Raw genomic sequence first — 2,000 nt, 5'->3', positions numbered from 1 at the left:
TTCTCGGCAGCATCGAGGCCGGCCTGCACATGGCGCGGGCGACCATGGGCGGCCTGGGCGAGGTGATGCCGGTGATCGACGGCGCCTCGGTGCGATGGCCGTTCCAGCTCGAGGTGCGCTCCTCGCAGCCGGTTCTCGCCTGCCTCGGCAGCCAGTATGCCGGCTGGAACCTTTCGGAGGACAAATATTTCGCCATGGGCTCCGGCCCGGTCCGCCTGCTCGCCCGGGTCGAGCCGCTGTTTTCGACGCTGACCTATCATGAGACGGCCGCGTCTTCCGTCGTCGTGCTGGAAACCGGGGCGCCGCCGCCCGAAAAGGTGGTCGAAAAGGTGGCGGGAGCGACCGGCCTTGCGCCGGACAGGCTGACCTTCGTCTATGCGCCGACCCAGAGCCTGGCCGGAACCGTGCAGATCGTCGCCCGTGTCCTGGAGGTGGCGTTGCACAAGGCCAAGGATCTCGATTTTCCGCTCGAAGACATCGTCGACGGCATTGCCGCCGCTCCCCTGCCCGCCCCGCACCCCGACTTCATCACCGCCATGGGGCGCACCAACGACGCCATCATCTATGGCGGCGTTGCGCAGTTCTTCGTCAAGGGGCCGGCGGCCGCGGCGCGAGAACTCGCCGAAAAATTGCCGAGCCGCGCCTCGCGTGACTACGGCCAGCCTTTCGCGGAGATCTTCAGAAAGTTCAAGGGCGACTTCTACGCCATCGATCCCTTGCTCTTCAGCCCCGCCGAGGTCATCGTAACGGCGCTGGAAACGGGCGAGACCTTCCGCAATGGCGGGCGCGACGCGGAGATGCTCGAAAAGAGCCTCGCCTGAGCGGATCTGCAAAGGAAAGCCCCTGCGTGACACGAAAAATCCTGATCGCCAACAACCAGTCGGGCAACCGCACCACCGCACTGGTCAATGCCTTTCGCCAACGCGGCTGCCAGGTCGCCATGGAGCCGCTCTCGGCGCTCGAATTCGACACCGAACGCCCGCACGGGCTCTCTTTCGCCGGCTTCGGGGACGCTCTTCCCGACGCCTTGGTCGTGCGCTCGGTCGGCGCCGGCACCTTCGAGGCGGTGACGCGCCGGCTCGGCGTGCTGCATGCGCTTCGCAAGCTCTCCGTGCCGGTGTGGAACTCGGCGCAGGCGATCGAGCGCTGCGTCGACAAGTCCATGACCACCTTCCTCGTCAAGAATGCCGGCCTGCCGACCCCGCCGACCTTTTCCGTCGAAGGATTCGACGCCGCGCGGGCGGTCGCCGAACGCGAGTTGCGAAGGGGCCCATTGGTGCTGAAGCCGCTTTTCGGCTCGCAGGGGCGCGGCATCCGGCGCATCGACAGGACCGAGGACCTGCCGCCGCCGGAGGAGATGGACGATACCTATTATCTTCAGCGCTATGTCGAGCGCGCCGGGCCGCCCTTTTGCGATTTCCGCGTTTTCGTCTGCGCCGGGCGCGTGGTGGAGATGATGGTCCGGCGCGGCAACAACTGGATCACCAATATCCAGAGAGGGGCGGTTCCGGGGCTGGTGCCACAGGATCTGCGCGCGCGGTTGAGCGACTATGCCCTTGCCGCCGTCGCGGCCGTGGAGGCCGATTTCGCCGGCGTCGACATCATGCCCGCCGCGGACGGGTCGCTGCAGGTGATCGAGGTCAACAGCATGCCCGCCTGGTCGGGGCTGCAGTCGGTCACCAAGGCCGACATCGCCGGCACGATCGCCGACGAGATGATGCGCTTCCTCGACGAGCGGGAACGCTTTGCCTCCCTTGCCGCGCTGCCGCGCTCCGCCGGTGAGGCGGTGCCGGTGTCTTGAGGCCATGTCCGTGAGCGAACGGATCCGCGCCGCCTACGAGGCGGCCTGCCTCGCCGAGATCGAGGCGCTGAAGCCGGGGAACGTGCATCGCTTCGCCGACGGCCACCGCATGACGGCGGCGCAGTTCCTGGCGAGTGCCCGCGCTTCCGCGCCGGTCCTTGCCGACAGCAGCCTCTCCATGGGCCAGCGCATCCTCGCC

The 2,000-nt window shown here is 67.6% G+C and carries 3 protein-coding genes; all 3 read left to right on the top strand.

The window, feature by feature from the left end:
• Positions 1 to 821, top strand: an 821-nt coding sequence (mch, locus tag ACFP9U_RS24850) for a methenyltetrahydromethanopterin cyclohydrolase (RefSeq protein WP_378625541.1), incomplete at its 5' end; no start/stop codon positions are given.
• Between the two features lie 26 nt (positions 822 to 847).
• Complete coding sequence (locus ACFP9U_RS24845) at positions 848 to 1,801, top strand: ATP-grasp domain-containing protein (protein WP_378625540.1); 954 nt, start codon at positions 848 to 850, stop codon at positions 1,799 to 1,801.
• A gap of 10 nt (positions 1,802 to 1,811) precedes the next feature.
• Positions 1,812 to 2,000: triphosphoribosyl-dephospho-CoA synthase (locus ACFP9U_RS24840; protein WP_378625538.1), on the top strand; the 189-nt coding region annotated here is incomplete at its 3' end.

Origin of the sequence: Nitratireductor sp. GCM10026969 (assembly GCF_042660605.1) — a bacterium.
In the GTDB taxonomy this organism is placed as follows: Bacteria; Pseudomonadota; Alphaproteobacteria; order Rhizobiales; family Rhizobiaceae; genus Chelativorans.
The sequence above is the reverse complement of the archived record's forward strand: the minus strand, read 5'-3'. Positions and strand labels throughout refer to the sequence as shown.